Here is a 26,782-nt window from a genome sequence, read left to right on the forward strand (position 1 = left end):
CCTCACCGGTGAACCTGGTCAGATGACCTCATCCGATGTCGAGAACGATGTCCGCCCCGCGACGGTGGTGTTCACCTGGGACGTCGCCCCCGGCCGCGAGGCGGAGTTCGAGTCGTGGGCGCACGGCGTCAATGACGCCGCGGCCGGTTTCCCGGGGCACCGCGGGGCGACCTGGCTGCGCGCCGAGGGATCGCGGCACCGCTACTACACGGTCCTGAACTTCGTCGACGAGGAACGCCTGAACGCCTGGATGGGCTCGGCCGAACGCGACGAGTGGCTCGAACGCGTCGACGGCATCGCCAAGGAGCACCGCCATCGCACCACCGGCCTGGAGACGTGGTTCAGCCTTCCCGGTGACGCGGTTCCCGCCCCGGCGCGCCCCAAGATGGTCATCGTCACCCTCCTGGCCGTCTACCCGCTCAGCCTGGTGTTCCAGGGCGTCATCGCGCCGTGGACGCAGAGCTGGCCGCTCCCGCTGCGCAGCGCGCTCTTCCCGCTCGTGGTCGTGCCCACGCTCACCTACGCGTTCATGCCGGGCCTCAGCCGGGTGATGCGCGGATGGCTCTATCCCACCGGCCGGAGGCACCGGCCCGCCCAGCGGACGGACCGCCGGGACGCCGGGAGCGATCCCGCCTGAACCCAGGGCTCAGGTCAGCGTGCCGCCGGCCATCGCCATCTCATCCGTCCGGCCGTCGATGACCTGGCGGTACACCGCCTCGGTCTCGGCCGCGACCCGGCTCCAGGTGTGGCGTTCGCGGACCCGCGCCGCCGCGGCGGCGCCGAGGGAGGGGCCCAGGCGGGGATCGGCGAGCACCCTGCGCAGCCGTCCCGCCAGCGCGCCCGGCACGTGAGGCGGGACGTGCAGTCCGGTCACCCCGTCGACGACCGTGTCCAGATGGCCGCCGACCGCGGAGACGACCACCGGAACACCGCACGCCATCGCCTCCAGGACCGCGATCCCGAAGGGTTCGTACCACGGCACCGACACGACGACGTCGGCCGACCGGATCAGCGCGGGCAGCTTCTCGCGTGTGATCCTCCCCGTGAACAGGACGCGCGACGCGACGCCGCGTGCCTGCGCCAGCCGCCGCAGCCGGAGCACCTCGGGGTCGCGGTCCAGATCCGCGCGTGGCGGCCCGCCGGCCACCACGAGCTCCACGTCCGGCACGTGGCACAGCGCCTCGATGACGGTGTCCAGCCCTTTGCGCGGGACGAGACGCCCGATCGTGAGGACGCGCGGCCGGTCGCCGCGCTCGGCGGCCGGCCCGGCCGGGCGGAAGCGCCCGGTGTCGACGCCGCACGGGACGACGTGGACCGAGCCCGGCGGGATGCCGTACGCGGCCAGCTCACGTGCCTCGTCGGTGCTCGTGGCGATGACCGCCGCGGCGTCACGGCCCACCTGGGCCTCGAACCGCTGCCGCTCGGGCGGGCTCGTGTCCGTGTCCGGCTGGTGCGCCCGCTTGACGCTGCCGAGGGCGTGGAACGTCTGCACCACCGGGATGTCCTGGTCGCGTACGCCGCCGAGCGCGGCGAGCCCGCTCATCCAGAAGTGCGCGTGGATGACGTCCGGAGGCGTCGACGCCCACCGCCGCGCCAGTTGCTCGGCGAACTCCGCCATGTACGGCAGCAGCTGGTCCTTGCCGACGACCCGCGCCGGACCGGCCCGTACGTGCTCCACCGTGACGCCGGGCGCGTACGGCACCGAGTCGGGCAGCGCGACGTCGTCGCGGCGCGTGTGGACGGTGACCTCGTGGCCACGGAGTGCCAGAGCGGTCGCGAGCCCCCCGATGTGAACGTTCTGGCCTCCGGCGTCGATCCCCCCGGGCGGCGCCAGTGGACTGGCATGCTCGGAAATCATGTCGATTCTCAACGGCGCTCCTTTACGGCGAGTATGCGATGCGACTATTGGCCCAATGACCGTACAAATAGTTTTGCCTCCGGCATTGCCGTCAAACTCCGCCCAGATTCGGCAAAATAGCGATGAACGGCCAAGTCAGTGGTCTGGCGCGACCCACCTTGTCATGCCCCGCTCGCCCGGCCACGCATCGGGTCCGGCCGGGCGCCGAGGTCGTCGTCCATGGCGGCCGACCTGCGGTGTCAGACGCGCCGCTGCCGGGAGAATTGGTAAATTATTACCATTGCCGACCATTTACCGCCTGAAGATCTGTTGCCGCCGGCGTGTTTGACACGGGGTCCCACGGGCAGACACCGCGAGGAACGGGCATTGTGAAAGTTGCAGTGCCTTTCTCAGACCGAGCGCGGACCAGGCCCGGCTGTGCCATCGTGCGGGAGGGGACGGTGAGCCACGGGAGGGGAGCGGTGTATGACCGAGAACCCGCCACACCGTCTCGCGGCGCGCATCAAGGACCGTCTCGCCGCGGACGCCCGCACCGTCGAGTTCGGCATCGACGTCGACATCCACGATGACGTGGTCGTCCTGCGCGGGCAGGTGGCCACCGCCCGGCGACGCGCACTGATCGAGGCGGTCGCCCGCGAGGCGGCGTCCGGTCTGCGCATCGCCAACGACGTCGTCGTCGTGGGGCTGCCGGCCCAGAGCAGGTACAAGGACGGCACGCCGTGGTGAGCGCCGGGACGTGACGCCTCACGTGCCCCCGGCGGCGAACCGGAACCGCACCCGCTGACCAGGACGAAGCTGCGCGGCACGCGGGATGTCGCCGGTGGCCAGCACGGCCGCCACGGGATAGCCGCCGGTCGTCGGATGGTCCGCCAGGAAGATGATGGGCAGCCCGTTCGGCGGCACCTGCAGCGACCCGGTCACCATGCCCTCGCTCGGCAGCTCCCCGCCACGCCGCCGTTTGAGCGCGGGCCCGTCCAGCCGCACCCCGACACGGTTGCTCTGGGTGGTCACCTCATAGGCCGCCTCCGCGAGCGGAGCGAGCGTCTCGAACCAGTCGTCGCGCGGGCCCGCGGCGACGCGCAGCACCGGCTCACCCTCCGGCTCCAGCCCCGGTGCCACATCGACCGTGATCATGCCCGTCGCGCGCCCGACGGCCAGCCGGTCACCGGCCGACAACGGCGGCGGACCGAGCCCGGACAGTACGTCGGTGGAGCGGCTGCCGAGCACCGCGGGCACGTCGACGCCGCCGCGTACCGCGACGTATGTGCGGACCCCCGCGGACGGCGCACCGAACTCCACGACCGTGCCGGCCGGCACGTGGCAGGGCGCGTTCATCGTGACCGGCGACAGGGGCAGCGGCGCCCCGGTCACCGCGACCCACGCGGCCGACTCGAAACGCAGCGCGGCGTTTCCGAAGGTCAGCTCCACGCCGGCGGCGTCCTCGGCGTTGCCGATCAGACGGTTGGCCAGGCACAGGCTCGCCCGGTCCGCCGCACCGGACAACGGCACTCCCAGGTGGGCGTACCCGGCACGGCCCAGGTCCTGCACGGTGGCGAGCGGCCCGGGGCGTACGACCTCGATCACGTTGGCCCCCTCACCGCGTCACGCGATCGAAGCGCACCCGTACTCCGGGCCGCAGGAGCGAGGGAGGGTCACGTTCGGGATCCCACGGCTTCAGCGTCGTACGGCCGAGGAGCCGCCATCCGCCCGGTGACGAGGACGGGTAGATGGCGCCGTACGGACCGGCGATCGCCACCGACCCGGACGGCACCGACGTGCGCGGTGAGTCGCGGCGTGGCACCTGGAGCCGCTCGTCGAGTCCGGACAGGTAGCCGAACCCCGGTGCGAACCCCAGATAGGCCACGACGTAGTCGCCGCTCGCGTGCCGTTCGATGACCTCCTCGCTGCTCAGCCCGGTGATCGAGGCGACCTCGTCCAGGTCCTCGCCGTCGTAGACGACCGGCACCCGCAGCGGCTCGCCGCCCGTCTCGTACGCCTCCGGCAGCGGCAGGTCGCCGAGCAGCGAGCCGAGATACCTCAGGTCGGTGCCCGGCCGCGTCGTCACCAGCACCGTCCCGGCGCCCGGTACGACGTCGACCACGTCCGGCCGGGCGAGCTCGCGTACCGCGGCGTGCAGCCGGTGCGGCGCCTCGGTCTCGATGAGCAGGGCGGCGTCGCCCGCGCGCCGCACCCTCACGCGAACGGTCCCAGCCGGATGTCGGCATGTTCGAGCATCGTGCGCACGGCCCGTGCGAGCGCGACCGCGCCCGGCGTGTCGCCGTGCACGCAGATCGACCGGGGATCGACGCGCACCTCGGTCCCGTCGACGGCCTCGACAGTGCCGTCGACGGCCATCCGCGTCGCGCGCGCCGCCACCCGGTGCTCGTCCTCGATCACCGCACCGGGCTCCCGCCGGGACACGAGAGTGCCGTCGGGGTTGTAGGCGCGGTCGGCGAAGCCCTCGTTGACCACGGTCACGCCGGAGACCTGGTGCAGCACCGAGCCGGGCAGCGTGAGCATCGGCAGCGCCGGGTCGTAGGCCCTGACCGCGGCGGCAACCGCCTCGGCCTGGACGGGATCGCGCACGATGCGGTTGTACAGCGCGCCGTGCGGCTTGACGTACCGCACGCGGCCACCCTCCGCGCGCGCGATGCCGTCGAGCGCGGCGAGCTGGTACAGCACCTCGGCGGTCAGCTCGTCCGGGGCAACGTCCATCTCCCGGCGGCCGAAGCCCGCCAGATCGCGGTAGGACACCTGTGCCCCGATCGTCACGCCGCGCTCCACGGCGCCCGCGCACGTACGCCGCATGATCAGCGGATCTCCGGCGTGGAACCCGCACGCGACGTTCGCGCTGGTGACGATCGAGAGCAGGGCGAGATCATCGCCGAGCCGCCACGGCCCGAATCCCTCACCCAGGTCCGCATTCAGGTCGATCATGGGGTCAGCGTCTCATCCGAACGATCGGTTATCAGCATCCGCCCGGGAGAGTGGGTGATGACGAACGGCGGCTCGCTGGCCATCACGACCGCCTGCGGGGTCACGCCACAGGCCCAGAACACCGGGACGTCCCCGGGCTCGGCCGTCACCGCGTCGCCGAAGTCGGGCCGGTCGAGCGACGCGATGCCCAGCTCGGCGGGGTCGCCGGCATGGACCGGCGCGCCGTGGGCGGCCGGATGGCGCGCGGTCACCTCGGCGGCCGTACGGACCAGGTCGGGCGGCACGGGCCGCATCGAGACGACGAGCGGCCCGGCGAGGCGGCCGGCCGGGCGGCACGGCCGCGACGTGACGTACATCGGCACGTTGCGGCCCTGCTCGACGTGGCGCAGCGGTACACCGGCCGCGGCCAGGGCCGCCTCGAACGTGAAACTACAGCCGAACAGCAGGCCGACGAGATCGTCGCGCCAGTACTCGGTGACGTCGGGAACCTCGGCGACGAGCCGGCCGTGCTCGTACACCCGGTAGGCCGGCAGATCGGTGCGCAGGTCGGCGGTGGCCACGTCGTGGACGAGGGGATCGCCGGGGTCGGTGACCTCGAGCAGCGGGCACGGCCGGGGGTTGCGGACGGCGAACAGCAGCGCGTCGAAGGCCAGGTCGCGCGGTACGGCGAGGAGGTTCGCCTGTACGTAACCGCGGCACCAGCCGCTCGTCGTCTCCGGTACCTCGCCGGTGCGGAAGACCTCACGCGCCTGGGAGGGGGTCAGTATGGCGGGTTGCTCCAGAGCGGTCATGAAGAGGTCATGCCCGCTGGACCCGCCGGGCAGGCCGCGCGACAGGGTATTGGCGCTGCCGGTAGCGGCCAGGTCCCGGAGCCGCGCGCCCTCAGTCGCGCCGGGCGACGAAGAGGGTCTGTGCGGCGCTGCCGAAGTCACCGCGCTCGTCGTACAGGCGCGTACGGCACAGGCCGCTGCCGGACGGCCCGACCGTCGTGGCGGCGTCGAGGCAGGTCCACTCGCCGGACTGGGGCCGCACCAGGTGCAGGGTGAAGTCGACGTTGGAGAACATGTACGCGGCGAAGCTCAGCTCGGAGCTGATGCCGCTGGCCGTGTCCGCGACCCCGGCCACCCGCTGGAGCTGCGAGGGCTCCTCGTCGGGAAGGACCGGCACCGCGAGCCGGGTCCACAGGACGGCCGGCCCGTTCTGCATGAACCCGCCCTCGGCGAACCGCCACTCGAGCGCGTGGAAGTACCCGAAGTCGGGCAGCGGCGACTCCTTCAGGGTGGTGTCCGGCAGGGGCAGGCGAGAGGCGGCGGTCTCCGAGGCGATCGCCTCGGTGTCGGCGTGCCGCAGGCGCCAGGCACGCGCGTACGCGACCGGACGTCCCTCGGCGACCATCTCGGCGGCGACGGACTGGATCCGCCGTCCGGGCCGTACGACCTCGGTGTGCACCGTGACCTCGCCGACCGGGATCGGCCCGAGGATGTCGATCGCCAGCTGCGAGACGGTCATGTCGGGCTGCGGGTCGGTGCGTTCGAGCTCCCGGGTGAGCAGTGCCGCCGGCGGGCTGCCGTGCTGGTTCCGTGGGTCCCACGGTCCCTGCGTGAGCTCCGTCGACTGGAACCGGCCGTCTCCGAGCGGACGGTAGAGGCTGTCGGCCATGCGAGTCCCTTCAGCGCGGTCCGGCGCTCGCGCGGGTGACGAATGAACGCGTCACAGCTCTACCATGATTTCGGTCGAACCGGGGCGACCGGCCAAGGCATGGCCGTAACCACCGGCGTGGCCACGACCGGCCGGGCCGCGGTCAGACCTCGTCGCGAAGACCCCGCAGCGCGGCACGCAACGCCCGCGGGTCGTCGCCCACCTCATCGAGGATCACCATGAACCGGTGGAGGATGTCGTGGCGGTCGTGGCCCTTGTCGAGGAGGTACTCGGCGATGGTCCACAGCTGGGGCGGGTCGCCGTTCCACAGGCGCTTGGCCAGGCGCAGGTGCGTCTCGATGTGCTCGTGGTCGTGGTCGGGGTGCTCGAACTTCAACAGCTTGCGCCGGTCGTGGTCGTCGGCCGGGTCCAGCCGGGTGAGGTCGATGTCGGCGTTGCCCGCGGTCAGGAACGGGAACGCGAACGCCCGGCGGGCCAGGGCCTCCAGGTCACCGTCGGGCAGCAGCCGCTCGACCAGCTCGCGGTCCAGGCCGAACGTCGTCGGGTCGCGGTAGGCCTCGGCGAACTTGCCGGTGATGTCCCAGACCTTGTCGAGGGTCTGCCGGACACCCTCCTCGTGCAGCCGGGTCCGCTTGCTCGCCCAGCGCACCCAGGCCGCGAGCACGTGCGGCATGGCGTCCTGTTCGCCGGGAGAGAGCATCACCTTGCGCGGGAGGTGGTGCAGCAGGAACGTCTCACACTTGACCGGGCTGACCCGCAGCGGCCGGCCGAAGTCGTAATCGCAGCCGTAGTCGATGATCCGGTCGACGCAGCGGCTCGCGGCCGAGCGGTCCGACAGCCCCTCGGCCTCGTCCGAGGCGAGGAACTGTGCCGCCATGGTCGCGCGCCGGTCGTGGCTGTAGGCCGTTGGAGGGGTACGGCGTCCGCCGGGCGGAAGCGCGCGCATCCGCGCACGTACGAACGCGTGGTAGGACCCGAAGGTGTCCTTGACCGGCGGATCCTCGATCTCGTCGGTGATCGCCAGGGCCTTCTCCAGGAGGACGCGAGCGCGGCTCCCGGGGATCGGCTCGAAGCACATCAGCGGGTTGTCCTCGGCCTCCTTGCGGCAGTAGCCGAGCAGCTTGTCCACCTGTGAGGACACCCACGCGTCGACCACCATGCCGCGCTCGTTGTGGTCGACGACGACGACCAGCGCATGGTGCTCCTCGCCGGCGTAGGTGTAGGTGCACACGACCGAGTCCTGGTCGCCGTACACGTCGCGGGACACGAAGCACTGGTCGGGCACGACCACGCCGACGCGCCCGGCCCAGCCCGGCCGTGCCACGCCCGCCTCCATGAGCGTCAGCGCGGCCTGCTCGGCCTTCGCGGCCTGCCGTGGTGTGCCGAGGTAGGCGATCCCGGTGAGCAGGGCGAGCGCCGCCGGCGTACGCGCCTTGGCGGCATGCTCGACCAGGGCCTCACCGACGACCTCCTCGACGTCGTCGTGCACCAGCCGCTTGCCCCACCACGTGCCGAGCATCTCGCTCACGATGAGCTCGGCGTCGAGGGGGCTGCGCACCGCCAGCAGCTCGCGGGCGGCGCGCAGCATCTCTAGGAACACGGCATCCGGGGGCTGGGTGCGCTGCCGTGTCATGCAACCTCGCCACGGGAGCGCCGTCGTACGGCGGGGGGCGTACCGGTCATGCGGCGACCTCGCCTGGATGCCGGCTCGGGCGCGCCGCGTGACGCGGCGACACGGCCGTCATCAGCGGGGGTCGCGCGCTCGGCGGCTCGCGCAGGTCGCTCACGTGGCTACCTTCTCGCAGTACGTCCCTTGGCGCGGCCGGGAGCGGCGCCTCAGGGAAGAGTGGTCCGGTGTCCGGCCACTTACCCTACTCGCCCGCAGAAGGTTCGGCTCGACGTGCTGAGGGTGGCTCGGACTTGACCATACTCAGCAGATGTTCGCGGGTGATGACTTCGATGAGCTGCGGGGTGAGGTCCACGCCCAGGTGCCGGCCGCGCAGCCGTACGTCGGCGACGCAGCGTTCGACGGTCTCGGCGGAGAGTTCGGTGAAGTCGCGGCACAGTCGCCTCACCATCGGTGAGGGGACGTGGAGCCGCCACATGAGCTGTGTCGGAGCCATATCGGACCACTCTCCCGCCACAGATCGACGATCGCGGGGAACACCGGCGCGGTGCGACCCGCCACGGCTCGAATCTCGGCTCTCTGCGCAGGGGTGTCAAGACTTTCCGGCGACACGATCGCGTGGCTCGCGCTCGTCGGTCTCGTCGAGCCACGCGACGTGATGACGGGCCGCCCAGTCCCGCCGGACGTGGCCGCGGAACATCCCGCTGAGCGACCCCGGGTCGCGCAGCGCGTAGTAGAGATGCCCGGCCACGACCACGAAGATCGCGAAGAACAGCCAGTCGTGCACGAACGTCGCGCCCGCGCGCAGTGAGTCCGGCCAGCGGTGGGGGAAGGTGAGGACGGCCCCGGTGCCGAGCATCACCAGGATCGCGCCGCCGGCGAACGCGGCGTTGAGCTTCTGCCCCGCGTTGTACTTGCCCACCGGGTGGATGCCGCGGCCGCGCACCGTGGCGCGGCGGTCCTTGCCGCGCAGCCACTCCCAGTCGGCGGGGGAGAAGCGGTTCAGGCGGCGAAGGTCGTCGCGGAAGGCGCGGGAGGCCCATCCCAGCAGCGCCGGCACCGGCAGCCCGAACCCGGCGTAGACGTGGATCAGGCGGATCAGGTGGCGGCGGCCGACCGTCTCCTCGAGCGCCGGGACGTACAGCACCGCCGCGGTCACGAGACAGATCAGCATCAGCAACGCCGTCGCGTGGTGGACCCAGCGGACGGGCCGCGTGAACCGGATCATGACGTGTATCCGTTCGAGTGCCCGACCCAGCCGTCCACGTCGTACCCGCGTGTCTCCCAGTAGCCGGGCCGCACCTTGTCGACCAGCTCGATCCCGCTCAGCCACTTCGTGGACTTGTAGCCGTACATCGGGTTGACGTACATCCGTACCGGCCCCCCGTGGTCATGGCTCACCGGACCGCCCAGCATGCCGGTGGCGACGATCACGTCGCGCCGCCGCGCCTGTTCGAGCGTGAGGCTCTCGGTGTACTCGCCGTCGAAAGAGGTGAACTTGACCCCGCGCGCGCCGGCCCCCACGCCGACCGCGTCGAGCAGGTCGGGCAGCGCGACGCCCACCCAGGCCACCTTCGGGACGCTCCATCCGGTGACGCAGTGGAACGTGTCCGTCATCCGCGTCTGCGGAAGCGCCGTCTGCAGCTCGACGAAGCTGAAGTCGCGCGGGTGGTTCACCAGGCCGCGCACCGTCAGGTGGTAGTCGGCCGGCTCGATGCGTTTCACCGAACCGGTCACCGTGTAGAAGCGGAAGCCGCCGGCCGCGGGCACGATGCCGGAGATTCCCGAACTGACCGGTCCGAGCGCGCGGTTCACTCCACGCTGCACCTTGGCACCCGTCACGACGCCGACGGCGCCTAGGCCGATCATGCCGAGCACGATGCGACGCCCGACCGGCGATCCTTCACTGCTCACGTCCCTATTCGAACACTGCCGGAGCCGTATGCGAACCGATTCCGTCAGGACGTCAGAATTCCGTCATATCTTCCGCGGAAACCCGGATGCGCCCGCCACACCGCGGACGTAGTCTCGTGACATGACCTGGCGACATTGATCCTCACCTGAGGCGACGCTCGCGCGCAGGCTCTACGCCTACGCGTTCCTCGACGACTTCGTGCTGTTCTATCCCGTGTACGCGGTGCTGTTCGCGGACGCGGGGCTGTCGGCCGCGAAGATCTCCTCGCTCTTCCTCCTCTGGTCGGTCACCGGCTTCGTGGTCGAGGTGCCGTCCGGACTGTGGGCCGACGTCTTCTCCCGCAGGCTGCTGCTGATCGTCGCGCCCGCCCTCACTGGCGCGGGATACGCGCTGTGGACGTTCTTCCCCTCCTATTCCTTCTTCGCGCTGGGGTTCGTGCTGTGGGGCACCGGCAGCTCCCTGCGCTCGGGCGCCCTGCAGGCGCTGGTCTACGACGAGCTCGAACGCGCCGGTGCCGCCGGCGCCTACGCTCGCCTGATCGGCCGTTCGCAGGCCGCGGGCATGACCGCGGTCATGACGGCGACGGCCCTCGCCGCGCCGGTCATGCACCTGGGCGGCTTCCGCGCGGTGGGTGTCGCGAGCGTCGCCGTCACGCTCCTCGGCGTGCCGGTCGCGTGGTCGTTTCCCGAGTCGCGCGGCGGCGGACGGCACGGCGGGAGCCATCGCGACGTGCTGCGCGAGGGCCTGGCCGAGGCACGGGGGACGCCCGCAGTCCGACGCTGCCTGGTCATCGTCGCGGCTGTGTCCGGTGTGGACGCCCTGGAGGAGTACGTCCCGTTGCTCGCCCGCGCGACGGGCGCCGCCACCGCGACGGTGCCGTTCCTCGTCCTCATGGTCTCGGCGGGGATGGCCGCGGGCGGCTGGCTGGGCGGCCGGGGCACGCGCTGGGCGGCGCCGGCGCTGGCCGCCGGTTCCGTGTGTCTCGCGGCCGGTGGGGTCATCGGCAGGCCGGCCGGGCTCGTGCCCGTCGCGGTCGCGTTCGGCGTCTTCCAGTGGGCGATCGTCGCCGCCGACCTGCGGCTGCAGGAGCGCATCTCCGACCGCTCGCGGGCGACGCTGACGTCGATGGCCGGCTTCGGCACGGAGGTCGTGGCGGTGCTGACCTTCGCCGGTTACGCGCTGGGCTCCTCCTGGATGGGGCCGGGCCCGCTGTTCACGCTCGCCGCCGTCCCGTACGCCGTCATCGCGCTGGCCATGGGGGCGGACCGGGCGGGTTCCGGTACGCGGCGCGCGCTTGGGAGGATGATGAGAGGCCCGGGGAAGGAAAGGTAGGACGTCGTGACGGTTTCGCTGCCCATCGCGCCGGAGGCCAACGCACTGCTCAACCGCAGCCCGCTGGCGCTGCTGATGGCGATGCTGCTCGACCAGCAGGTGCCGCTCGAACGCGCGTTCTCGGCGCCGGCCGACCTCGCGCGGCGGCTCGGGCACGATCCCGACGTCGAGGAGCTGGCCGGCTACGACCCGGACGCCCTCGTCGCCGTCTTCAGCCAGCGCCCCGCGCTCCACCGCTTTCCCAAGGCGATGGCCGCGCGGGTACAGACGCTGTGCCGGCTTCTCCTCCAGCATTACGACGGCGACGCCGAGCGGGTGTGGGCGGATGCGGGGACCGGTCGTGAGCTGCTCGAACGCGTGGGTGCGCTGCCCGGCTTCGGCGAGCAGAAGGCGAAGATCTTCGTCGCGCTGCTCGGTAAGCGGCTCGGCGTGCGGCCGGAGGGCTGGCGCGAGGCGGCCGGCCCGTACGGCGAGGACGCGGCACACCGCTCCATCGCCGACATCGTGGATGAGGACTCGCTCGGCAAGGTGCGCAGCCACAAGCAGCAGATGAAGGCGGCCGCGAAGGCCAAGAACAAGGCGTAGGGGCGGTGTGCCCGGTTCGGTGGTGCCGGTGAGCGCCGTCCAGGGGGCGCCGGACCGAAACGGACTCAAGCGGACGAAAAAGTAAAGGTCAATTAAGAATTACCGATATTCGGCGACACGCCGTCCGTAATTTCTCCCCCGTACGCTGCGAGAACGCTGCTCATCGGCCCGTATGCCGCATGAGAGACGCGCCGAGATCGGCGATCTCGCCCGCCACCCTGCGGCTGGCGCTTATTATCTTCTTTCCTGCCGGGTACGCGGCTTCGCGCCGCGTGGCCGGCCGGGCGAGGATGGGCCGTGCGCTTCGCGGCCGGCGATAACGATGCCGAACGGGGCTTCCGTCGGCGGCGAACCACCGAGATGATGAAAATCTGACTCCGAGCGGTGTTGTGTTGGAGAACGGGAGCGCTAGCTGTACTGACCACGGAGGTTGGTGACGGCGACACGGTGCGATGATCTTGAAATAGGTGAGGGCCTTCTGGCTCGGTGTGGATTGCGACATCTGCACCGGCGACCAGAAAGGCCCTCATGCCGCACCGTAACGCACCCCTGAGTGAGACCGGACGCCTTCGCCTGGCCCGCTGTGTCGTGGAGGACGGCTGGCCGCTACGGCGGGCCGCTGAACGCTTCCAGGTCTCGGTCACGACCGCCCAGCGGTGGGCAAGCCGCTACCGCACCCACGGTGAGGCCGGGATGGCCGACCGTTCCAGCCGCCCACACACCAGCCCACGGCGTACCCCGACCCGGACCGAGCGGCGGATCATCAAGGTCCGGGTGGCGCGGCGGTGGGGACCGGCGCGGATCGCCGGCCTGCTGCATCTGAACCCGGCCACTGTGCACCGGGTCCTGGTGCGCTACCGGCTCAACCGGCTGGCCTGGACCGACCGGGCGACCGGCCGGGTGATCCGCCGCTACGAACACCAAGCACCGGGCGACCTGGTCCACGTCGACATCAAGAAACTCGGCAACATCCCCGACGGCGGCGGACACAAGACCCTAGGCCGCCAGGCGGGGCGTAAGACCCGCTCCGGCGCCGGGTACAGCTACATCCATACCGCCGTCGATGACCACTCCCGCCTGGCCTACAGCGAAATCCTCACCGACGAGAAGAAACACACCGCCGCCGCGTTCTGGACCCGCGCCCAGGCCTTCTTCACCTCCTGCGGCATCACCGTCCAACGCGTCCTGACCGACAACGGCGCCTGCTACAAATCCCACCCCTGGCGCGACGTCCTGGCCACCGCCGGCATCGTCCACAAACGCACCCGCCCCTACCGGCCCCAGACCAACGGCAAGGTCGAACGCCTCAACCGCACCCTGCTGGAGGAATGGGCCTACGCCCGCCCCTACCGATCAGAGACCGAACGACGCCAAGCCTTCCCCGACTGGCTGCACGCCTACAACCACCACCGCGGACACACCGCACTGAACGGCCAACCACCCGCCAGCCGCATCCCCAACCTCACGGGACAGAACAGCTAGCCTGCTCCCATTCACCCATAGTGATGCGGAAATGCCTAGCAGTAGGCCCAGGCGCGCGACGGAGGTGTCTACCATGAGCACCGATACGTCCGTGCCGCATCCCCGGCTCTCCGGTCTCGACGCGTCGGACTCGGCGCTGTTCGCCACGTTGCTACGGGAGGCTCCGATCGGGTTCGCGCTCTTCGATACCGACCTGCGTTTCAAGCGCGCCAACGAGACGCTCGCCCGTCTGCACGGCGTCGCCGTCACCGACCTCGAGGGCAAGAAGCCGTCCGAGGTGCTCCCCGACGAGTTCGGCGAGATCGTCGAGGGCGCGGTCCGCAAGGTCGTCGACGAGGACCGTCCGGTGCTCGACGTCGACCTGCAGATCGACGGACGGCACTGGGCGTACTCCTGGTTCCCCTCACGTGCCGCCGACGGTGCGATGACGGGTGTCGTGCTCGTCGTCGTGGACGTCACCGACCGTGTCCTCGCCGAGACGTCCATCCGCCGCAAAGAAGAGCGCTACCGCTCCCTGGTCGAGGCCAGCTCGCAGGTCGTCTGGGTGACCATGCCGACCGGCAAGGTCGTCGACGACGCGCCCGAATGGCGCGCCATCACCGGTCAGACGCACGAGGAGTACGCCGCGGACGGCTGGCTGGGCGCCGTGCACACCGAGGACCGCAACCGCATCGAGGACGCCTGGCAGGCGTGCGTGTCCGGCGACCGCATCTTCGAGGCGACGTACCGCATCCGCACCCGTGCCGGCGGCTACCGCAACTACGACGTACGCGCGGTGCCGATCCGCCGCGACGGCGAGATCGTCGAGTGGGTCGGTGCCAACACCGACGTCACCGGCAAGCGCGAGGCCGAGGAGATGCGGGGACGGCTCACCGAGCAGCTCTCCGCCGCCGCGCTGCGCACCGCACGGCTCCAGCAGGCGACGTCGATGCTGGCCGAGGCGCTGACGGTCAACCAGGTGGTCGCCGTGATCACCGAGGTCGGCCGGTCCGCCATCGGCGCCGACCGCTCCGCGGTCGCGCTTCTCGACGATGACAAGGTGCGGCTGCGCACCATCACGCCGGGTGGCATTCCCGAGCTTCCGGGTCCGCCCCGCGAGGAGATCGGGATCGAGGACGCGAGCGTGATGTCGATCGCCGTGCGCGAACGCCGCCCGTTCCTCGCCGAGAACCCCGAGAGCCTGCGCGGCCAGATCCCGGCCGAGGAGATCGACACGTTCGCCCGGCTGACCGACGAGCGCGCCTGGGTGGGCCTCCCGCTGCTGGCCGCCGGCCGCGCGCTCGGCGCTCTCCGTTTCTCGTTCACACGGCCTCGCGAGATCACCGAGGAGGAGAGGGTCTTCCTCGAGGCGCTCGCCGGCCAGTGCGCACTCGCGGTCGAGCGCGCCACGCTGTTCGAGCGCGAGCACAAGACCGCTGAGGCGCTGCAGCGCAGCCTCCTGCCGGACCAGCTGCCCCAGCTTCCTTCGATGCAGCTCGCGGCCCGCTACCAGCCCGCGACACGCCACGTGCAGGTCGGCGGCGACTGGTACGACGCCTTCCCGCTGCAGGACAACCAGGTGGCGATCGCGATCGGCGACGTCATGGGCAAGGGGGTCAAGGCCGCGGCCGGAATGGGCCGCGTGCGCAACGCTCTGCGCGCCCTCGCCCTCAACGACCCGCGTCCCGCGGCGGTGCTGTCCGGCCTCGACCGGCTGTTCACCGCCACCGAGGGCCTGGAGCAGATCACGACGCTCGCGTACGCCGTGATCGATCCGGCCACGGGCGAGGGCGTGATCAGCAACGCGGGACATCTGCCCCCGTTGTTGATCTTCCCGGACGCGCCGCCGAAGGTCAGTACGGCCGAGGCCGGCACCCCGCTCGGCTGGCCCTCACAGCGACATCAAACAAAGTTTTCCGTTCCACCCGGCAACACTGTGGTCTTCTACTCCGATGGACTTGTGGAGAACCGAAGACGGGGACTCGACGCCGGCCTCGACGAGATCGTGGCCATCGCCGCCGATGCTCCGCCCGAGGTGCTCGCGGATCCTGAGATACTTGTCGACTTCCTGGTGGATCGGATGCTGGCCGGGTATGACCATGATGATGACGTGACCGTACTTGCCCTACATGTTCCGCCGAAGACGGCGTAGCACGTACGAAGGACCACCCCAAGCCCTCTAAGGTGGTGGTCACCGGGTCGGACTCCACCGTGCGGAATAGGCAGGCGTACCAGAATGCTGGATCGAGAGTGAGGCAGGGGTACGCTGCTCAACGCAAAGCGTCTACGGGGCCGGCGCCCGATACAGCACTGGGTCAACATAGCCACACGTTCGTTCGAGAGGTGTTTGTGTCGCCTGCGAGTTCGACCTCCAAGCCGTCCGAGCTGCACGAGCACGTTGTCAGGCAATTGATCGAGCGTGGGCGTTCCCAGGGCTACCTCGAGGCCGATGATGTACGCCGTGCGTTCGAGGAGGCCGACATTCCCGTGTCGAAGGCCTCGAGCATCTTGCGGAGTCTTAGCAAGGAGGGTGTGACCGTCATGGTGAGCGCTGCCGACTCCGCGGCGCCTAAGCGCGCGCGCAACAGCAGCAAGCGTGCGACGCCCGCGACCAAGAAGACCAAGACGACTGCCGCTACCAAGGAGCAGGACTCGGTGACCGCGGTCGTCGAGGACGACGCCGAGGCGCCGCCCAAGCCTGCTCGCGCCAAGAAGAGCGCCGCCAAGCCGAAGAAGGCGGCGCCGGCGAAGAAGTCCGCGCCGCAGCCCGTCGCGAAGGCCGTAAAAGAGCCTGAGGACGGCGAGGACGTCAGCGATGCCGACATCGAGGTCACCGACATCGATGAGGCCGACCTGAACGATCTCGGCGACGACGTCGTGGCCGCCGATCTCGAGACCGGCGTCGACGACACGGACACCGAGGTCGTGGCCGAGGCCGCGCCTGAGGCGGAGCCCGAGGAGGCCCCCGCCCCGGCCGCGGAGAAGAAGCCGACGTCGGAGGACGAGTCGTTCGTCATCGGTGACGACGACGAGGACGCCCCGGCGCAGCAGATCGCGGCCGCCGGCGCGACCGCCGACCCCGTCAAGGACTATCTCAAGCAGATCGGCAAGGTCCCGCTGCTCAACGCCGAGCAGGAGGTCGAGCTGGCCAAGCGCATCGAGGCCGGCCTGTTCGCCGAGGAAAAGCTCGCCCTCGAGCGGACCGTCCTGGAGTTCCAGGTGCTCGACGACCTCGAGTGGATCGCCGAGGACGGCCGCCGGGCCAAGAACCACCTCCTCGAGGCCAACCTCCGGCTGGTCGTCTCGCTGGCCAAGCGCTACACCGGTCGCGGCATGCTCTTCCTGGACCTCATCCAGGAGGGCAACCTCGGCCTGATCCGCGCCGTCGAGAAGTTCGACTACACCAAGGGTTACAAGTTCTCGACCTACGCCACCTGGTGGATCCGGCAGGCGATCACCCGGGCGATGGCCGACCAGGCCCGGACGATCCGTATACCGGTCCACATGGTCGAGGTCATCAACAAGCTGGCCCGCGTGCAGCGCCAGATGCTCCAGGACCTCGGCCGTGAGCCGACCCCGGAGGAGCTGGCCAAGGAGCTCGACATGACGCCTGAAAAGGTGGTCGAGGTCCAAAAGTACGGCCGTGAGCCCATCTCGCTGCACACACCGCTCGGTGAGGACGGTGACAGTGAGTTCGGTGACCTCATCGAGGACTCCGAGGCCATCGTGCCGGCCGACGCGGTCAGCTTCACGCTGCTGCAGGAGCAACTGCACTCGGTGCTCGACACGCTGAGCGAGCGGGAGGCCGGCGTGGTCTCCATGCGGTTCGGCCTCACCGACGGGCAGCCGAAGACCTTGGACGAGATCGGCAAGGTCTACGGCGTCACCCGCGAGCGGATCCGTCAGATCGAGTCCAAGACCATGTCGAAGCTGCGTCACCCGTCGCGCTCGCAGGTGCTGCGCGACTACCTCGACTGAGTCATCACGATCGGGGGCCCGGACCGTTCACGGTCCGGGCCTTCGTTTTTCGCCGAGGGCGCTTGCGGCGAACGGCGGGAGCCGGCCTGGTCGCGCGCGGTCCCCTCCGCGTGGGCTGCTCAGTCGGCGATGACGACGTCGACGGCGGAGCCGTTGAGCTCGGCGGCGTACCCCAGATCGAGCAGGGTCTTGACCAGTTCCTCCGGGGTCGCCGGATCCGCGGCGTTCCGCAGCAGCGCCCGGGCGACCGCGCCCCGCGTCGCCTTGGCCATGTGGCTGACCACCGTCCGCGTGCCGTCGCGCTCGCGGAAGACCCTCACCTTGACGGCCGGCGGACGCCACGCGGCGGCGTACGGCGCCGAGCGCATGTCCACGATGAGGTCCCCGGTGGGCAGTGCGGCGGTCAGGATGGGCCGCCAGACGGCCGCGAGAGCGCCCAGGGGCGGCAGGCGTACGTTCATTGCCAGTCGGTATGCGGGGACGCGGTCGGCGACCCTCAGGGCGCCCCACAGGCCCGAGAAGATCAAGATGGACCGTGCGGCTCGGTCCGGGTCCAGTGTGGCCAGGCCCAGATTGTCGTACAGCACGCCGGTGTAGAGCTCCGCGGCCGGCAGTGCGGGGGCCGTCCGCAGTCCGCGGTTGCGCGTGATCTCGGCCGCCTGGCCGGGGGACAGGCCCAGCGTCTGCCGTGCGGTGCCCTCAGGACCGGCGCAGAGGGCCTCCAGGGCGCGGAGCACGCGTTCGCGGGTGGGAGTGAGGCCGGGGAAGCTGAGCGAGCCCGTGTCGAGCGGTGGCGCGTCCGCGCCGGCCGCCTTGCTCTCCGACGGCGGCAACAAGATCAGCATCGTCCCCCCAGGCCCTCGGCCGTGTGGTCCGGGGCGTCGTACCGAAAGCGTCGTACGGACAGTGTCGTCCACGCGGTGTCGTTCCGGAGTCATGGGCGTCCGGGCGCGGCGGCCGTACTGGTCTCGTCGTCGTTGGCGGGCCTTCGTCGCGGCCTGAGCGGGCTGGGCGCACTCACGCCTGAGCGGGCTGGGCGCACTCACGCCTGAGCGGGCTGGGCGCACTCACGGCCTGAGCGCCCACCTCGATCATCCTGAGGCCACGTCCTGCTCGATGCGCTGCCGGGCCGCGTCGTGCCGCGTGGCGCTCGCTGGAAGGGGTTCGTCCGGAAAACTGAGACGACGGCCCCCGGTTCGGGTGGCCGCCGTCTCGTCGGTTATGAATTCGGCTCGCCTGGCCTACCGCTCTTCTTCTTCGGAGGGTGCGGTGGCAGGGGTCTCAAGCAGCCGGTCGGTCTCGTCGTGGATCTCTGCGCCTGCCGCGCGAAGCGGCTCGCCGTACTTACGGCCATGGTGGGCACAGAACAGCAACTCGCCGCCGCCCGCGAGGACCGCGCGGACATAGGCCTGAGCACCGCAGCGGTCGCAGCGGTCTGCGGCCGTCAGCGGCTTGGTTGGGGCAAGAGCTCCAGTCACGTCGCCTTCCTCGTCTCGGGGTCGGTCGCTTAGGACAACATCTAACCGGACGTGAGCGTTCCCATGCGGGTTCTGTGTACGCCGAGAGCGGAATAGCCCCGGAGGTGACAAACGTCACGCTAGCGGTCAATGTTCAGATTTGTTCCCACCGGAAAACGCGGATGGCGATGATCGTCGCGACGAGCGCGAATCCCAGCAGGATCCCCATCTGCGGAAGGACGGAGGCCGGTCCGGCACCCCGTGCCATGACCTTCAGCATGCCATCGTTGAGGTGGCGCAGAGGGAAGATCTCCGTAACGACACGCAGCCATCTTGGCGCCTGGTCGATGGGGAAGAACGACCCGCCGAGGAAGGCCATCGGCAGCACGACCATCTGGGTGACGGCCTGCGCGGTCTCCTGGGTCTTGGCCCACGCCCCGATCAGCATGCCGATCGCGAGGAACGCGAGCACCCCGCACAGCACCATCGGGATCGCCATCCACCAGTAATGGTCGAGCTTCAGCCCGAAGAACGGCAGCGTCGCCACCCCGATGAACAGCGCGGTCTGCACGAGCGCCGTACCCAGGCTGACCGCCACCCGTGCGGTGAACACCGTACGGATCGGAACCGGTGACAACCGCAGCCGGCGCAGGATGCCTTTGGTGCGCCATGTGACAAGTGTGGTGGACGCGCCGAACATGCCCGCCGCGGCGAGCGCCCAGCCGAGCAGGCCCGGGGTGATGTACTGGATCGCCTTGAGGGACTTGTCCTCGACCTGCTCCGCCTGGAGGCGATACTTCGGCGGCTGTCCGGAGGCCGCCTGATTGGCGGCCTGGACGAGCCCCTCGATCTGCCCCTGCGCGGTGCCGGCCTTCACCTGGTCGGCCGCCGAGAAGTGGATGACGACCTGGCCGCCGCTCTGCTCGAGCGCGGCGTCGTAGTCGCCCTTCTTGACCTTCTCCAGCGCGGCGTTCCGGTCGCTGATCTTGGTGATCTTCAGCGACTTGTCGAAGCCGGCGCGTACGTCCGCCGGCATCTGGTCGACGACCTCCACCGAACCGATCTCCAGCATCGTCGACTTGGGCGTCGACTGCTTGGCGAACAGCCCGCCGATGATCAGCAGGAAGAGGAGCGGCAGCGCGATCGTGAAGAAGAGCGCGCCCTTGTCCCGTCGGAACCCGAGGAACATCGCACGGGCGAGGCTCTGAAAGCTGCTCATGAACCCTCCTTCGTCGGAGGAGTGATCGGGGCGCTGTGTTGACTGATTCGCTCGCTCCGCTCGCTCATGAGCCCTCCTTCGTCGGAGGGGTGATCGGGGCGCTGTGTTCGCCGGTTCGCTCGCTCCGCTCGTTCACGAGCCCTCCTTGTTCGTCGTGATCGGGACGCCGTGCTCATTGCCTCGCTCGCTCATGCCCGGTACTCCCGTCCGGTCAGGTCGAGGAAGACGTCCTCGAGCGTGGCGCCACGGATCTGCACGCCCTCCAGGGCGCCGCGGTCGGCGAGCGCCTTGACCACCTTGGGGGCGTCGTGCGTGGCGATGACCAGGGAGACCTCGTCGTCCGTCACCTCGTCGGCGCCCGGGAGCGTACGCGCGTCCTCGGCGCTGACCACACCGCTGGCCACGCTGACGCGGGCGGCGGCGTCCAGGTCGCGGACCAGCGTGGCGGGCGGCCCGCTGCGCAGGATCCGGCCATGGTCCATGATCGCGACGCGGTCGCAGAGGACCTCCGCCTCGTCCATGTAGTGCGTGGTCAGGACGATCGTGCGGCCGTCGGTGTTGATCGCCCGCAGTACGTCCCAGAGGTTGCGGCGCGCCTGCGGGTCGAGCGCCGCGGTCGGTTCGTCCAGGAATACCAGCTCCGGCTCGTGCACGAGCGCGCACGCGATGGACAGCCGCTGTGCCTGTCCGCCCGAAAGCTTCTCCACCTGGGTGTCGGCCTTGTCGGCCAGGCCCACGGTCTCCAGCATCTCGTCGGCCTTGCGGCTCGTCGCCCCGTACAGGGAGCCGAAGGTCCGTAGCTGCTCACGAGCGGTGAGACGCTCGAAGAAGGCCGACGACTGGAGCTGTACCCCCATCCTCGGCAACAGCGCGGCGTTGCGCGGCCAGGGGGACTGGCCGAAGACGGAGATCTCACCGCCGTCGGCCTCACGGAGACCCTCGATGATCTCCAGGGTGGTGGTCTTTCCGGCGCCGTTCGGGCCGAGAATGCCGAAGAACTCACCGTCTTCGACCGTAAGGGAGACGCCGTCTACGGCGTTCACGTCGCCATAGCGCTTACGCAGGTCTTTGGCGACAATCGTGTTGGACATGGCAGGACCATATGGGTGTGATGTGACGCAGAGCCACCGCTAATAGGTGGACTTGCACAATCTGCAACCCAGGGTGGAGGACAGGCAGAACGGCGCGCCGGTCGGCTACTGTCGGCGCTGCCGGGTAGCCTGCTGCCGCACGTCCTACCCCCGAGGAGCAAAGCCGTTGACCGCCGCCACTATCACCGCCGAGGACCCGCACGGTTACACCGCGCGGCACCTTTCGGTGCTCGAAGGTCTGGAGGCCGTACGCAAGCGGCCCGGAATGTACATCGGGTCGACCGACAGCCGCGGTCTCATGCACTGCCTCTGGGAGATCATCGACAACTCCGTCGACGAGGCTCTCGGCGGGCACTGCTCGCGCATCGAGGTCGCCCTGCACGCGGACGGCTCGATGGAGGTCGGCGACGACGGGCGCGGGATCCCGGTCGACGCCGAGCCCAAGACCGGCCTGACCGGCGTCGAGCTGGTGATGACGCGGCTGCACGCGGGCGGCAAGTTCGGCGGCATCTCCTACACCGCGTCCGGAGGCCTGCACGGCGTCGGCGCTTCGGTGGTCAACGCCCTGTCCGTACGCCTCGACGTCGAGGTCGACCGTGACGGGCACACGCACGTGATGAGCTTCAAGCGCGGACTCCCCGGCGACTTCGCCGGCGACGGACCGGACGCGAAGTTCACCAAAAAGCCGGCCAAGCAGCGCGGGCTCCACCAGTCCAAGCGAGTCGCCAAGCGCATCACCGGCACGCGTGTCCGCTTCTGGCCCGACCGGCAGATCTTCCTCAAAGAAGCCACGATCGGCGACGAGGCCGTCGTCGACCGGATGCGCCAGACGGCGTTCCTGGTGCCCGGCCTCACCATCGCCGTACGCGACGAGCGCGGTGAGGAGCTCGTCGAGCACGAGTTCCGCTTCGACGGCGGCATCAGCGAGTTCTGTGACCACCTCGCGTCCGACCAGCCGGTCTCCGAGGTGCTGCGGCTGCAGGGCCGCGGGCACTTCACCGAGACCGTCCCGGTCCTGGACGACCAGGGCCACCTCACGCCGACCGACGTCGAACGCGACATCGACGTCGACGTCGCGCTGCGCTGGGGCGCCGGCTACGACACGATCACCAAGTCGTTCGTCAACGTGATCGCCACGCCCAAGCACGGCACCCACGTCACCGGGTTCGACCGTGCCCTGGTCAAGGTGCTCAACGACCAGCTCCGCGCGACCAAGCTGCTGAAAAACGGCGACGACCCGATCATCAAGGACGACATCCTCGAGGGCCTCACCGCCGTCGTGACGGTCCGCCTGCCGGAGCCGCAGTTCGAGGGGCAGACCAAGGAGGTGCTGGGCACCTCGGCGGCGACCCGGATCGTCTCCCAGGTGATCGGGCGCGAGCTCAAAGAGGCGTTCGACAACCCCAAGCGCGGTCAGAAGCAGCCGATGCGGTCCGTGCTCGAAAAGGTCGTCTCGGCCTCCAAGGCCCGCATCGCCGCCCGCCAGCAGCGCGAGAACCAACGCCGTAAGAGCGCGCTGGAAAACTCCGCCCTGCCGGCCAAGCTGGTCGACTGCCGCACCGCCGACGACCGCAGCGAGCTGTTCATCGTCGAGGGCGACTCCGCCCTCGGCACCGCCAAGCTCGCGCGTAACTCCGAGTTCCAGGCCCTGCTGCCGATCCGCGGCAAGATCTTGAACGTGCAGAAGGCGTCCGTCGCCGACATGCTGAAAAACGTCGAGTGCGCCTCGATCATCCAGGTGCTGGGCGCGGGCTCCGGCCGCACCTTCGACCTCGACGCCGTACGCTACGGCCGCATCGTCTTGATGGCCGACGCCGACGTCGACGGCGCCCACATCCGCTGCCTGCTACTGACCCTGCTCCACCGCTACATGCGCCCGATGCTCGACGCGGGCCGCGTCTTCGCCGCCGTGCCCCCACTGCACCGCATCGAGCTGACCAAGCCGAAAAAGGGCCAGGACAAGCACATCTACACCTACTCCGACGCCGAGCTGCGCAAAAAGCTCGTGGAGTTCGAACGCCGCGGAGTCCGCTGGAAGGAGCCCATCCAGCGCTACAAGGGCCTGGGCGAAATGGACGCAGACCAGCTCGCCGAGACGACGATGGACCCACGCCACCGCATGCTGCGCCGTATCCGCATCGAGGACGCCCAGGAGGCCGAGGGCATCTTCAACCTCCTGATGGGCTCCGAGGTCGGCCCCCGCCGCGAATTCATCTCCAGCGGCGCCTCCGAACTGGACGACTCCCGCATCGACATCTGACCAAGCCTCACCACGGGCCGACCCTTGACCGGGTAGGCTCCCCACCTTGGGCTCCCCACCTTGGGCTCCCCACCTTGGGCTCCCCACCTTGGGCTCCCCACCTTGGGCTCCCCACCTTGGGCTCCCCACCTTGGGCTCCCCACCTTGGGCTCCCCACCTTGGGCTCCCCACCTTGGGCTCCCCACCTTGGGCTCCCCACCTTGGGCTCCCCACCTTGGGCTCCCCACCTTGGGCTCCCCACCTTGGGCTCCCCACCTTGGGCTCCCCACCTTGGGCTCCCCACCTTGGGCTCCCCACCTTGGGCTCCCCACCTTGGGCTCCCCACCTTGGGCTCCCCACCTTGGGCTCCCCACCTTGGGCTCCCCACCTTGGGCTCCCCACCTTGGGCTCCCCACCTTGGGCGTCCGTCCACCCTCGGGTGGAGGGGTGGAAGCTCCATCCTCGCGCCGATCCGGACGAGCCCGGCGATTCCTAGTGTCGTCGTCATGCATGAAGCTCTCACCGGTCTGATCGTCGCCGCCGTCATCGTGTTCGTCATCGCGCGCCGTTTCACGAGGCGGCGGGTCGACGAGCGGAGGCTGCTGGTGATCCCGCTCGTCATCGGGGGCATCGGGATCGCCCAGGGCGGAGCGGTCGATCCCCACCACGCCGCGCTGAGCGCGGGCCTGCTGGCCGCCGAGATCGTCGCCGCACTGCTGCTGGGCCTCGGCCTGGGCGCGACCATGCACATCTGGCGCGAGCCGTCCGGCGGCCTGTGGAGCCGGGGGACCTGGGCCACCTTCGGGATCTTCCTGGCGTCGATCGCCGTACGCAGCGGTCTGTTCGGGGCGGGGTACGCGGCAGGGGTCAGGCCCGGCAGCGGGGCGATCTTGATCTCCGTCGCGGCCTGGCTGCTCGCACAGAACGCGGTGATCGCCTGGCGGTCCCGTGAACTCCAGACCCGGGTTAGCGTTCAACCGTGATGACAGAGCCGCGCCGCGTACCGGCCGGAGGATCGGTACGCGAACGGAGAGATCCTTCGGCCGCGGACCGGCCCCTCCCTGCCGCTCGGCGGAGTCGCGGGCGGTCGGCACGAGATGGTGTTCGTCCGTGATGGCAGAGCTGCGAGGCTGGCTGGCCCGCGATCGGCGCTGGCCGGCGGTCGTACCCGCCCTGCTTCTCCGGAGGGACGGGCCGCACCTACGGGTCGGCGTCCTCATCGCGGCGAGTCTCTGGTTCGCGTACGCGATGTTGCGCACGGACGTCCACCCCGGCCGGCCCCACCTCGGCCTGTACGGTCGCGACCTCGCGCTCACCGGCACGGTCGCCGTCGCGGTCGCCTGTTTCGTGATCGGCATGATCGTGAGCCGGCGCGGGTACGCGCTGGGCCCTCTGCTCCTGGTCGCCGGTGCCGGCATCGGCGTCGCGCTCTACGCCTACGTGCCCGACCGGCCGGGCAGCGCGCTCATCTTCGCCTGTACGGGCTACGCGGGTGCGATCCGGCCGTTGCTCCGGTCCGGCGCGGTGGCGATGGTCGGTTCGGTCGGGATGCTGGTCGTCATCGCTGTTCAGGGGCGTCCGGCAGGGGAGCTGTGGACGATCGTCGGCATGCTCGGCATGTACGCCGGAATCCGTGCGGGCATGACCCGCGAGGCGGCACGGCTGACCGAGCAGCAGAACCTGGTGCTGGCCGAGCGCTCCCGCATCGCCCGCGAGATCCACGACATCCTCGCCCACTCCCTGTCCGCCCAGCTGGTCCACCTCGAAGGTGCCCGGCTGCTGATGGTGAGCGGACGGACCGACGAGGCACTCGACCGGGTCGAACGCGCCCGAGGGCTGGCCCGCAGCGGCCTCGAGGAGACCCGCCGGGCACTCGCCACTCTCCGCGGCGACATCCCGCCGATGGACGAGGTGCTGCGCGAGCTGGCCGACGAGCACCGGCTTCTCGCGGACGCGGCCTGCGAGGTGACGATCGCGGGGAAGCCGCAGGACCTGACCGCCAGGGCCGTGCTCGCCGTGATCCGTACGGCCCAGGAGGCGCTGACCAACGTCCGCAAGCACGCTCCGGGTGCCGACGTGGCGATCGTGCTGCGGTACGAGCCCGAGTGGTGCGAGCTGGAGGTCACCGACTCCGGCGGGAGGAAGGAACCCGGCCCGCTCGCCACGAGCGGCGGAGGATACGGTCTGGTCGGGATGCGCGAGCGCGCCGAGCTGATCGGCGGCACGCTCGAAGCCGGCCCGGCGGGAGAGGGATTCAGCGTGCTGCTGAGGGTGCCACTTTGACGCGCGTACTGGTGGTGGACGACCAGACCGTCGTCCGCGACGGCCTGGTGCTGCTGCTGGGACTGCTGCCCGGCCTGGAGGTGGTCGGCTCCGCGAGCGACGGTGAGGAGGCCGTACGTCTCGTGTCCGAGAGCAACCCGGACGTCGTACTCATGGACCTCCGCATGCCACGCGTGGACGGCGTCGAGGCCACCCGCCGCATCAAGGCCGAACATCCGTCGGTCCAGATCGTCGTCCTCACCACCTTCAGCGACGACGAGTCCGTCTTCGCCGCCCTCCAGGCCGGCGCACGCGGCTACCTGACCAAGGACGCGGGCGCCGAGGAGATAGCCCGAGCGATAGACGCGGTACGCGACGGAGACGCCCAACTCGACCCGTCGGTCCAGCGACGCCTGGTGGACGCCCTGGCCACGGGCGCCCAGCCGTCCCGCCGCCGACGCGCCGACCTCCCCGACGGCCTCACCCAACGCGAGGTGGAGGTCCTGACCCTGATCGCGTCGGGCCACTCGAACGCCGAGATCGCCCGCGAGCTGTTCATCAGCGAGGCGACGGTGAAGACGCACATCAACAACCTGTTCGCCAAGGCGGGCCTGCGCGACCGCGCCCAAGCGGTCACGTACGCGTACCGCAAGGGCCTGGCAGACCTGGGCTGATTCACCTCCCCGCCTGACGTCTGTACTCGCCGGAAGTCCCGCTTTGGCCTCCGGCCCCGGCCCGGCTCAGGACCCTGCCCTGTCCCCGGCCTTGGCCTTGTCCCCGCCCCTGGCCCCAGCCCTGCCCCGGTCCCGGCCCTGGCCCGGGTCCCGCCCCTGGCCCCGCTCCCGGCCCTGCCCCGGGTCCCGCCCCTGGCCCCGCTCCCGGCCCTGGCCTCGGTCCTGTCCCGGCCCTGGCTCTGTCCCCGGTCCCGGTCCCGGTCCCGGCCCTGGCCCTGTCCCCGGTCCTGGCCCTGGCCCCGGTCCCGGCCCTGGCCCCGGTCCTGGCCCTGTCCCCGGTCCCGGCCCTGGCCCCGGTCCCGGCCCTGGCCCTGTCCCCGGTCCTGGCCCTGGCCCCGGTCCCGGCCCTGGCCCCGGTCCCGGCCCTGGCCCCGGCCCCGGCCCCGGCCCCGGCCCTGGCTCTGTCTCCGCCCCTGGCCCTGGCCCTG

25 protein-coding genes are annotated in these 26,782 nt (G+C 70.4%); 11 read left to right on the forward strand and 14 right to left on the reverse strand.

The annotated features are described in order from the left end of the window. The first annotated feature begins 22 nt into the window (after window positions 1-22). Entirely contained in the window at window positions 23-637 is a 615-nt protein-coding gene (locus FB559_RS26490) for an antibiotic biosynthesis monooxygenase (RefSeq protein ID WP_141958680.1), read from the forward strand. 9 nt (window positions 638-646) lie between these two features. On the opposite strand, the gene FB559_RS26495 is transcribed toward FB559_RS26490, so the two are convergent. Continuing rightward, a complete protein-coding gene (locus FB559_RS26495) occupies window positions 647-1,870 on the reverse strand; it encodes a glycosyltransferase (protein ID WP_141958682.1) in 1,224 nt (407 codons plus the stop codon). A 453-nt stretch (window positions 1,871-2,323) separates the two neighbouring features. On the opposite strand from FB559_RS26495, the gene FB559_RS26500 reads away from it, so the two are divergent. Next, complete coding sequence (locus FB559_RS26500) at window positions 2,324-2,584, forward strand: BON domain-containing protein (protein WP_141958684.1); 261 nt, start codon at window positions 2,324-2,326, stop codon at window positions 2,582-2,584. Window positions 2,585-2,602: 18 nt separating this feature from the next. On the opposite strand, the gene FB559_RS26505 is transcribed toward FB559_RS26500, so the two are convergent. The 9 genes from FB559_RS26505 to FB559_RS26545 form a co-directional block, all read right to left on the reverse strand. Next, on the reverse strand, window positions 2,603-3,442 hold the full coding sequence (locus tag FB559_RS26505; protein WP_141958686.1) for a 5-oxoprolinase subunit C family protein: 840 nt from the start codon (window positions 3,440-3,442) through the stop codon (window positions 2,603-2,605). Window positions 3,443-3,452: 10 nt separating this feature from the next. Then, the gene (gene pxpB / locus FB559_RS26510) at window positions 3,453-4,055 is read right to left on the reverse strand and encodes a 5-oxoprolinase subunit PxpB (RefSeq protein ID WP_141958688.1); all 603 of its coding nucleotides are present in this window, start codon (window positions 4,053-4,055) and stop codon (window positions 3,453-3,455) included. After that, window positions 4,052-4,795, reverse strand: a complete 744-nt coding sequence (locus FB559_RS26515; protein ID WP_141958690.1) for a LamB/YcsF family protein — start codon at window positions 4,793-4,795, stop codon at window positions 4,052-4,054. Before FB559_RS26515 ends, pxpB begins: the two co-directional genes overlap by 4 nt. Next, a complete protein-coding gene (locus FB559_RS26520) occupies window positions 4,792-5,586 on the reverse strand; it encodes a putative hydro-lyase (protein WP_141958692.1) in 795 nt (264 codons plus the stop codon). The genes FB559_RS26515 and FB559_RS26520 overlap by 4 nt, the downstream gene beginning before the upstream one ends. Window positions 5,587-5,677: 91 nt before the next feature. After that, the gene (locus tag FB559_RS26525; protein ID WP_141958694.1) at window positions 5,678-6,454 is read right to left on the reverse strand and encodes a thioesterase family protein; all 777 of its coding nucleotides are present in this window, start codon (window positions 6,452-6,454) and stop codon (window positions 5,678-5,680) included. A gap of 142 nt (window positions 6,455-6,596) precedes the next feature. Next, window positions 6,597-8,087 (reverse strand): hypothetical protein, encoded by a 1,491-nt coding sequence (locus tag FB559_RS26530; protein WP_141958696.1) that lies wholly within the window; start codon window positions 8,085-8,087, stop codon window positions 6,597-6,599. Between the two features lie 238 nt (window positions 8,088-8,325). Next, window positions 8,326-8,577, reverse strand: a complete 252-nt coding sequence (locus tag FB559_RS26535; RefSeq protein WP_246122074.1) for a hypothetical protein — start codon at window positions 8,575-8,577, stop codon at window positions 8,326-8,328. A gap of 96 nt (window positions 8,578-8,673) precedes the next feature. After that, window positions 8,674-9,309 (reverse strand): cytochrome b/b6 domain-containing protein, encoded by a 636-nt coding sequence (locus FB559_RS26540; RefSeq protein WP_141958698.1) that lies wholly within the window; start codon window positions 9,307-9,309, stop codon window positions 8,674-8,676. Next, window positions 9,306-9,995, reverse strand: a complete 690-nt coding sequence (locus FB559_RS26545; RefSeq protein WP_221640190.1) for a molybdopterin-dependent oxidoreductase — start codon at window positions 9,993-9,995, stop codon at window positions 9,306-9,308. Before FB559_RS26545 ends, FB559_RS26540 begins: the two co-directional genes overlap by 4 nt. A gap of 199 nt (window positions 9,996-10,194) precedes the next feature. On the opposite strand from FB559_RS26545, the gene FB559_RS26550 reads away from it, so the two are divergent. From FB559_RS26550 to FB559_RS26570, 5 genes are all read left to right on the forward strand, one after another. Continuing rightward, window positions 10,195-11,328, forward strand: coding sequence for an MFS transporter (locus tag FB559_RS26550; protein WP_246122076.1), 1,134 nt, complete (start codon window positions 10,195-10,197; stop codon window positions 11,326-11,328). A 6-nt stretch (window positions 11,329-11,334) separates the two neighbouring features. Continuing rightward, window positions 11,335-11,913 (forward strand): HhH-GPD-type base excision DNA repair protein, encoded by a 579-nt coding sequence (locus FB559_RS26555; RefSeq protein ID WP_141958700.1) that lies wholly within the window; start codon window positions 11,335-11,337, stop codon window positions 11,911-11,913. 528 nt (window positions 11,914-12,441) lie between these two features. Beyond that, complete coding sequence (locus tag FB559_RS26560; protein WP_141958702.1) at window positions 12,442-13,395, forward strand: IS481 family transposase; 954 nt, start codon at window positions 12,442-12,444, stop codon at window positions 13,393-13,395. A gap of 73 nt (window positions 13,396-13,468) precedes the next feature. Further along, a complete protein-coding gene (locus FB559_RS26565) occupies window positions 13,469-15,526 on the forward strand; it encodes a SpoIIE family protein phosphatase (RefSeq protein ID WP_141958704.1) in 2,058 nt (685 codons plus the stop codon). A 197-nt stretch (window positions 15,527-15,723) separates the two neighbouring features. Beyond that, complete coding sequence (locus tag FB559_RS26570; RefSeq protein ID WP_221640191.1) at window positions 15,724-17,352, forward strand: RNA polymerase sigma factor; 1,629 nt, start codon at window positions 15,724-15,726, stop codon at window positions 17,350-17,352. 119 nt (window positions 17,353-17,471) lie between these two features. On the opposite strand, the gene FB559_RS26575 is transcribed toward FB559_RS26570, so the two are convergent. The 4 genes from FB559_RS26575 to FB559_RS26590 form a co-directional block, all read right to left on the reverse strand. Beyond that, on the reverse strand, window positions 17,472-18,197 hold the full coding sequence (locus FB559_RS26575; protein WP_141958708.1) for a YaaA family protein: 726 nt from the start codon (window positions 18,195-18,197) through the stop codon (window positions 17,472-17,474). Between the two features lie 396 nt (window positions 18,198-18,593). Beyond that, a complete protein-coding gene (locus FB559_RS26580; protein ID WP_141958710.1) occupies window positions 18,594-18,830 on the reverse strand; it encodes a DUF7455 domain-containing protein in 237 nt (78 codons plus the stop codon). Between the two features lie 133 nt (window positions 18,831-18,963). Continuing rightward, window positions 18,964-20,028, reverse strand: coding sequence for an ABC transporter permease (locus tag FB559_RS26585; protein ID WP_141958712.1), 1,065 nt, complete (start codon window positions 20,026-20,028; stop codon window positions 18,964-18,966). 188 nt (window positions 20,029-20,216) lie between these two features. Further along, window positions 20,217-21,119, reverse strand: a complete 903-nt coding sequence (locus tag FB559_RS26590) for an ABC transporter ATP-binding protein (protein ID WP_141958714.1) — start codon at window positions 21,117-21,119, stop codon at window positions 20,217-20,219. A 166-nt stretch (window positions 21,120-21,285) separates the two neighbouring features. Between FB559_RS26590 and FB559_RS26595 the strand changes: the two genes are divergently transcribed. The 4 genes from FB559_RS26595 (at window position 21,286) to FB559_RS26610 (ending at window position 26,294) form a co-directional block, all read left to right on the forward strand. After that, a complete protein-coding gene (locus FB559_RS26595) occupies window positions 21,286-23,379 on the forward strand; it encodes a DNA gyrase/topoisomerase IV subunit B (RefSeq protein WP_141958716.1) in 2,094 nt (697 codons plus the stop codon). 485 nt (window positions 23,380-23,864) lie between these two features. Then, a complete protein-coding gene (locus FB559_RS26600) occupies window positions 23,865-24,341 on the forward strand; it encodes a DUF1453 domain-containing protein (protein ID WP_141958718.1) in 477 nt (158 codons plus the stop codon). Window positions 24,342-24,471: 130 nt separating this feature from the next. Further along, entirely contained in the window at window positions 24,472-25,641 is a 1,170-nt protein-coding gene (locus tag FB559_RS44865; RefSeq protein ID WP_221640192.1) for a sensor histidine kinase, read from the forward strand. After that, window positions 25,638-26,294: a response regulator gene (locus FB559_RS26610; RefSeq protein WP_141958720.1), complete on the forward strand. Its 657-nt coding sequence runs from the start codon at window positions 25,638-25,640 to the stop codon at window positions 26,292-26,294. Before FB559_RS44865 ends, FB559_RS26610 begins: the two co-directional genes overlap by 4 nt. Window positions 26,295-26,782: the final 488 nt, after the last annotated feature.

Origin of the sequence: Actinoallomurus bryophytorum, assembly GCF_006716425.1 — a bacterium.
GTDB lineage: Bacteria > Actinomycetota > Actinomycetes > Streptosporangiales > Streptosporangiaceae > Actinoallomurus > Actinoallomurus bryophytorum.

Excerpts from the sequence above, each read along its gene's own strand:
- FB559_RS26490 (WP_141958680.1), top strand. The coding sequence starts at position 23 with ATGACCTCATCCGATGTCGAGAACGATGTCCGCCCCGCGACGGTGGTG.
- FB559_RS26500 (WP_141958684.1), top strand. The coding sequence starts at position 2,324 with ATGACCGAGAACCCGCCACACCGTCTCGCGGCGCGCATCAAGGACCGT.
- FB559_RS26515 (WP_141958690.1), bottom strand. The coding sequence starts at position 4,795 with ATGATCGACCTGAATGCGGACCTGGGTGAGGGATTCGGGCCGTGGCGG.
- FB559_RS26520 (WP_141958692.1), bottom strand. The coding sequence starts at position 5,586 with ATGACCGCTCTGGAGCAACCCGCCATACTGACCCCCTCCCAGGCGCGT.
- FB559_RS26525 (WP_141958694.1), bottom strand. The coding sequence starts at position 6,454 with ATGGCCGACAGCCTCTACCGTCCGCTCGGAGACGGCCGGTTCCAGTCG.
- FB559_RS26530 (WP_141958696.1), bottom strand. The coding sequence starts at position 8,087 with ATGACACGGCAGCGCACCCAGCCCCCGGATGCCGTGTTCCTAGAGATG.
- FB559_RS26535 (WP_246122074.1), bottom strand. The coding sequence starts at position 8,577 with ATGGCTCCGACACAGCTCATGTGGCGGCTCCACGTCCCCTCACCGATG.
- FB559_RS26540 (WP_141958698.1), bottom strand. The coding sequence starts at position 9,309 with ATGATCCGGTTCACGCGGCCCGTCCGCTGGGTCCACCACGCGACGGCG.
- FB559_RS26560 (WP_141958702.1), top strand. The coding sequence starts at position 12,442 with ATGCCGCACCGTAACGCACCCCTGAGTGAGACCGGACGCCTTCGCCTG.
- FB559_RS26565 (WP_141958704.1), top strand. The coding sequence starts at position 13,469 with ATGAGCACCGATACGTCCGTGCCGCATCCCCGGCTCTCCGGTCTCGAC.
- FB559_RS26575 (WP_141958708.1), bottom strand. The coding sequence starts at position 18,197 with ATGCTGATCTTGTTGCCGCCGTCGGAGAGCAAGGCGGCCGGCGCGGAC.
- FB559_RS26585 (WP_141958712.1), bottom strand. The coding sequence starts at position 20,028 with ATGAGCAGCTTTCAGAGCCTCGCCCGTGCGATGTTCCTCGGGTTCCGA.
- FB559_RS26590 (WP_141958714.1), bottom strand. The coding sequence starts at position 21,119 with ATGTCCAACACGATTGTCGCCAAAGACCTGCGTAAGCGCTATGGCGAC.
- FB559_RS26600 (WP_141958718.1), top strand. The coding sequence starts at position 23,865 with ATGCATGAAGCTCTCACCGGTCTGATCGTCGCCGCCGTCATCGTGTTC.
- FB559_RS44865 (WP_221640192.1), top strand. The coding sequence starts at position 24,472 with ATGGCAGAGCTGCGAGGCTGGCTGGCCCGCGATCGGCGCTGGCCGGCG.